The 5,893-nt window shown below is 46.6% G+C and carries 6 protein-coding genes; all 6 read right to left on the reverse strand.

Translation table 11 applies throughout. The features are described 5' to 3' along the window. Nucleotides 1–60: 60 nt before the first annotated feature. Nucleotides 61–1,290, reverse strand: a complete 1,230-nt coding sequence (gene ftsA, locus B7X71_RS10830; protein WP_293598376.1) for a cell division protein FtsA — start codon at nucleotides 1,288–1,290, stop codon at nucleotides 61–63. 9 nt (nucleotides 1,291–1,299) lie between these two features. After that, nucleotides 1,300–2,166, reverse strand: a complete 867-nt coding sequence (locus tag B7X71_RS10835; protein WP_251367889.1) for a cell division protein FtsQ/DivIB — start codon at nucleotides 2,164–2,166, stop codon at nucleotides 1,300–1,302. After that, nucleotides 2,163–3,176, reverse strand: a complete 1,014-nt coding sequence (locus B7X71_RS10840) for a D-alanine--D-alanine ligase (RefSeq protein WP_293600736.1) — start codon at nucleotides 3,174–3,176, stop codon at nucleotides 2,163–2,165. Before B7X71_RS10840 ends, B7X71_RS10835 begins: the two co-directional genes overlap by 4 nt. After that, nucleotides 3,169–4,605 carry a UDP-N-acetylmuramate--L-alanine ligase gene (gene murC, locus B7X71_RS10845; protein WP_293598379.1) on the reverse strand — a complete coding sequence of 479 codons (1,437 nt, stop codon included), beginning with the start codon at nucleotides 4,603–4,605 and terminating at the stop codon, nucleotides 3,169–3,171. The genes B7X71_RS10840 and murC overlap by 8 nt, the downstream gene beginning before the upstream one ends. Further along, nucleotides 4,602–5,675, reverse strand: a complete 1,074-nt coding sequence (murG, locus tag B7X71_RS10850) for an undecaprenyldiphospho-muramoylpentapeptide beta-N-acetylglucosaminyltransferase (RefSeq protein WP_293600737.1) — start codon at nucleotides 5,673–5,675, stop codon at nucleotides 4,602–4,604. The genes murC and murG overlap by 4 nt, the downstream gene beginning before the upstream one ends. Continuing rightward, the coding region (locus B7X71_RS10855; protein WP_293600738.1) for an FtsW/RodA/SpoVE family cell cycle protein at nucleotides 5,672–5,893 on the reverse strand (222 nt) is incomplete at its 5' end. The genes murG and B7X71_RS10855, both read right to left, overlap by 4 nt.

Raw genomic sequence — 5,893 nt, forward strand, 5'->3', positions numbered from 1 at the left:
CATTTCAAATTCCATATACCCTCCTAGGTAATAAGTACTACATTGACGACGACGAAAAACTTAAAAATTTCCTGCGAACCATTCCTTCATGCGCGAGATAACACTTTGCAATGCGCCTGACTGAGATACTCGACGGCCACGCAATAGTTGCGCCTGACCTTCCATTAATAAACCGATGCTGGTAGCGAATCTCGGACTACGTAAGACTTCATGTAAGTGGCCACGATATTCAGGTGTACCAATACGTGCAGGCCGTAAGAAGACTTGTTCAGCAAGTTCAACCATTCCTGGCATTAACGCGGTACCGCCAGTGAGCACGATCCCTGAAGACACCATATCTTCGTACCCAGAATCACGCACCACTCCTCGTACCAAAGTAAATAGCTCTTCAACACGTGGCTCGATCACTGCAGCTAAGGCCTGCTTAGACATTGGTCGTGGCTCACGATCACCTACACCAGGCACATCAATCATGGTGGATGGGTCTGCCATATCTTGGCGAGCGATACCATACTGAATTTTTAAATCTTCTGCATCAATAGTTGGAGTGCGCAAGGCCATTGCAATGTCATTAGTAATTTGATCGCCTGCAATTGGGATTACTGCAGTATGACGAATCGAGCCTTGGCAATAAATTGCGATATCAGTTGTACCGCCACCAATATCCACTAAAACGACACCCAATTCTTTTTCATCTTCAGTTAGTACAGCTAAGCTGGATGCGAGCGGCTGCAAGATGAGATCATTGACTTCTAGGCCACAACGACGCACACATTTCACAATATTTTGCGCAGCACTAACGGCGCCAGTAACAATATGTACTTTCACCTCTAAGCGTAAACCGCTCATGCCAATTGGCTCACGAACATCTTCTTGCCCATCAATGATGAATTCTTGAACAAGAATGTGAAGGATCTGTTGATCCGTTGGAATATTGATTGCTTTAGCGGTTTCTAAAACCCGCTCAACATCACCAGCACTGACCTCTTTATCGCGAATGGCCACCATACCGCTAGAGTTAAAGCTCACAATATGATTTCCAGCGATACCAGTAAAGACCTGAGCGATCTGACGATCAGCCATCACCTCAGCTTCTTCAAGCGCCTTTTGAATAGATTGAACAGTTGCCTCGATATTGACAACAACACCTTTTTTCAAACCTTTGGATGCAGTTTGACCGACACCAACGACATTGAATTGGCCATCAACACCTAGTTCAGCAACCAAAGCAACCACCTTGGAGGTTCCAATATCCAATCCGACTAGTAAATCGCGGTTGTCTTTACTCATTCTCATTCCTCATTGCTTCTGCTCACTTTTTTTGCCGTCTACTTCATTCTTTTTCAAATTTGCCGAAGCAAGATGTACTGCAAAACCATTTGCATAACGCAAGTCAATTGCGTCTACGCGATTAGCCCACTTCTCTTGAACCTCTGGCCAATATTTAAAGAGGCGCGCCACTCGATCCTCAGTTAATGTTTTGTCGGAGTTCTCTTCATCCCTGCCGAACTCCACTTTCATACCATTGGATAACTTCACATGCCAGGCATACCGCTCAGAAAGGGTTAAGCTTTTGACTTCGGCACTCCAAGGCTTAAACCAGGCATTCGCTCTCTCATACAAGCGCATAACTTCTTTGCTTGCATCTTCTGGACCTGAGAAATCAACCAACTGAATTCCGTCTCCTACATCAGAAACACGGCCAGCAAAAAGCTCACCGTGGGTATTCATTAAGGTATGGCTATCAGCCCCACCCCAAGTACCAAATGGCTTTTGCTCTTCAATGCTCACAATCAATCCGTTAGGCCAGACCCTACGAACATTGGCATGACGCACCCATGGCATTGACTCGAAACCACGTTTCACATCTTCTAGCCGCACACTGAAAAAATTACCTTGGACAGTTTCTAAAACCTGCTGTTTCACTACAGGCTTATTAATATGTTTGAGTGTTTCACCAGCTACCGGCTCTATTACGACTTGGCGCAAGGCAAAAACTGGGCGCTGACTTAACCACACCAAAATTCCAACGCAAACCATGACTGCAAAACAGCGCATCAAGAATCGGCTCAACTTTTGCATCCGCTCTGGATGATTCCAAAGCGGAGATGCCAGTGAAGCAAATATCTCACCGAAGCCGTTTAAGAAGGCGCTCATCCGACTCATACTTGCCCATCCCCTTTACTTTTTAGGGTTTGGCTAATGACCCAGAGCACTAGTTCGGCATATTCAACACCAGCTGCTTTTGCCGCCATAGGTACCAAAGAATGCGAAGTCATCCCTGGGGAAGTATTCATTTCTAAAAGATAGGGTTTTCCAGTTTGCTTATCTAACATCACATCAGCACGACCCCAAGTCCTGCAGCCGAGAGCACGATAAGCAGCTAACGCTAGTTCTTGAACTGCTTGATTGACCTCTGGTGCTAAGTCAGTTGGGCACAAGTATTTAGTCTCATCAGAGAAATACTTATTATGGAAATCGTAGTTAGCTTCTGGTGGAATAATTTTGATCACCGGCAAAGCCTCAGCATCAGCGCCAAATCCAACCAATGGGCAAGTGAGCTCATCGCCAACAATACAAGTTTCGGCAATGACTTTTTTATCCATTCCAGCGGCCAGCCTATAGGCTGCAGGCAACTCGTCGACGGATTTCACTTTAGTTAAACCGAGTGAAGAACCCTCATGTGCTGGCTTAACAATCAACGGTAGACCCAAATGCTTCACCACTGCATTCCAATCACTATCCGCTTTCAACTCCTGAAACTCTGGTGTTGAAAGACCGCTACTGAGCCAGACAAGCTTTGTCGCAATTTTGTCGATTGCCAATGCAGAGGCTAGTACACCGCTACCGGTATAAGGCAAACCCAAAAGTTCAAGTAATCCCTGGATCATGCCATCTTCACCATAGCGTCCATGCAAGGAAATAAAGATGCGGTCAAATTTTTCATTTGCCAATTCAGTTGGGCAACGTAATCCCGGGTCAAATGGATGCGCATCAACCCCTTTAGAGAGGAGCGCTTCCAATACACCATTTCCCGACATTAAGGAAATCTCGCGCTCACCAGAGCGGCCGCCTAGCAACACGCCGACCCGACCAAGGGACTTAATATCTAAGTTTGCGAGCTCTTGCTTCACTCGCTCACCCCAAGAAAGTAATGGTTGATTTTGCTTAGACATGTTTTGACTCCGCTAATACATGAGGCAAGCCAGAGATAGAACCTGCGCCCATCGTGATTAAGACATCGCCATCACGCAATAAAGTGCTGAGTTTTTCTGGCATTTCCGCGATGCTTGCTGCAAAGGCCACAGCCGCACTATCTAAGGAGCCATTTACAGCCTTATCAGCGGAGAGTGCTGCCTTCATGAGACTTTGGCCATCCGCACCTGGAATCTTCGCTTCACCAGCTGGATAGACTTCAGTAAGCACAAGTGCATCAAAGTTTTTCAGGACTTGCACAAATTCACCAAAACAATCGCGAGTTCTTGTGAAGCGATGTGGTTGAAACGCTAGTACCAATCGACGATCTGGGTAAGCACCACGCGCTGCAGATAAAGTAGCCGCCATCTCAACAGGGTGGTGTCCATAATCATCTATCAAAGTGAAACTTCCACCAGATGCCAGCGGAATCTCTCCATATTTTTGGAAGCGACGGCCAACACCACTAAATTCAGATAAAGCTTTCACTATGGCTTCATCACCAACACCTAATTCCGTGGCAATACCAATTGCTGCTAATGCATTTCGTACATTGTGTAAACCAGGTAAATTGAGTTGCACCTCAAGACGACCCGGCTTATTGCCATGGCGACGTACTGTTTTACGATCCACCGTAAAGTGCATACGCGTACCCTCAGCACGCACATTACTTGCACGAATATCCGCATCTTCAGACAAGCCGTAACGCAGTACCGGCTGAGATACGAACGGAATAATGTCTCGAACGTTGGCATCATCAATACAGAGCACTGCCACACCATAAAAAGGCATACGCTGAATAAACTGAACAAATGCTTGCTTTAACCTTGCCATGTCATGCTGGTAGGTATCCATATGATCAGCATCAATATTGGTAACTACCTCCATTGCTGGAAATAGTTGCAAGAAAGAAGCATCAGACTCGTCTGCCTCGACCACAATGAAATCGCCCCGACCTAGGCGCGCATTGGCGCCAGCAGAATTTAACTTCCCACCAATTACAAAGGTTGGGTCTAAACCGCCCTCAGCTAAGACTGAGGCAACCAAACTGGTGGTCGTTGTTTTGCCATGAGTTCCTGCAATCGCAATGCCCTGCTTTAAACGCATGAGCTCACCAAGCATGACGGCACGCTGAATCACAGGCACTTTGGCTGCGCGAGCAGCTAGCACTTCAGGATTGTTTCCTGCAACCGCAGTAGAAATCACCACTGCCTCTGCGGTACCAATATTTTTAGGATCATGCCCAATATGAATTACAGCACCCAAATCTGTAAGGCGCTTCGTTGCTGCGCCTTCAGCTAAATCAGATCCAGACACCTGATATCCCAGATTCAGAAGCACCTCGGCAATACCGCTCATGCCTGCGCCACCGATCCCAACAAAATGGATTTGCTGAACGATATGTTTCATATACCTACTCCCGCACAATCTGCACATACTTCAGCCACACGCTGAGTTGCATGGGGCTTAGCCAAAGCATGAGCACGCTCAGCCATCACTTGTAAATCTTGACGATTAAAATTTTGAATCATGGATGCGAGATCCTGTGGATTGAGATCTTGTTGTGGCAACAAAATGGCAGCATCTGCATCTGATAAAAATTGTGCATTGGCAGTTTGGTGATCATCAATCGCATATGGAAATGGGATTAAACAAGAAGCCACACCACATGCTGCAATTTCTGAAACAGTCATTGCGCCCGAGCGACAAATAACAAGATCTGCTTGACCGTAGGCGGTTGGCATATCGTCAATAAAGGAACGGATATCGGCAGTAACACCTAAGTCAGCATATCGCTGCTGTAGATCTGCGAGATGCTTCTCTCCAGCCTGGTGCATCACATATGGACGCGCATCTTTATCCATCAATGCCAAGGCTGATGGAATTGCTTCATTTAAGGCAGCCGCCCCTAAACTTCCACCAACCACCAAAATGCGCAGAGGTCCCGTGCGCTCTTCATAACGTTTTGCTGGTACAGCCATAGCGTCGAATTCTTCACGGATTGGATTTCCGACCCACTCAGCATGAGCCATCGTATCTGGGAAACCAGTCAAGGTACGCATAGCAATTTTGGCTAAAGCGCGATTCGCACTTCCCGCCACAGAATTGGCTTCATGTAAAACCAGCGGCCTCTTCAAAAGCTTAGTCATCAAGCCGCCAGGAAATGTAATGTATCCACCCATACCCAACACCACATTTGGCTTAATGCGGCGCATGATCTTCAAACTCTGAAAGCTGGCCCTTGCCAGATTAAATGGCAGCATCAGTTTGGCTTTGATGCCTTTGCCACGCAAGCCACCAAAATCAACGGCTTCAAATGGGAAATCACAAGCTTTTACTAGTCGATACTCCATACCGCTCTGATTACCAAGCCAAGATACATTCCATCCACAAACGCGCAAATATTCAGCCACTGCTAGACCTGGGAAAATATGTCCGCCAGTTCCTCCAGCCATGATCAAGATGGATGGTTTGGTCATAACTTACCTCCCCGCATCAAGATTCGGTTTTCATAATCAATACGAAGCAGCATTGCTACTGCGACTGCATTCATCAAAATCCCTGAGCCACCATAACTGACTAAAGGAAGAGTTAAGCCTTTGGTTGGAAGTAAGCCCAAGTTCACACCCATATTGATAAATGCCTGCCAACCAATCCATATCGCCACACCTTTAGCAGCCAGACCAGCAAAGCTGCG

This window comes from Polynucleobacter sp. 39-46-10 (genome assembly GCF_002282275.1).

Coding starts and splice junctions, on each gene's coding strand:
- ftsA (WP_293598376.1), bottom strand. CDS start 1,290: ATGAGTAAAGACAACCGCGATTTACTAGTCGGATTGGATATTGGAACC.
- B7X71_RS10835 (WP_251367889.1), bottom strand. CDS start 2,166: ATGAGTCGGATGAGCGCCTTCTTAAACGGCTTCGGTGAGATATTTGCT.
- B7X71_RS10840 (WP_293600736.1), bottom strand. CDS start 3,176: ATGTCTAAGCAAAATCAACCATTACTTTCTTGGGGTGAGCGAGTGAAG.
- murC (WP_293598379.1), bottom strand. CDS start 4,605: ATGAAACATATCGTTCAGCAAATCCATTTTGTTGGGATCGGTGGCGCA.
- murG (WP_293600737.1), bottom strand. CDS start 5,675: ATGACCAAACCATCCATCTTGATCATGGCTGGAGGAACTGGCGGACAT.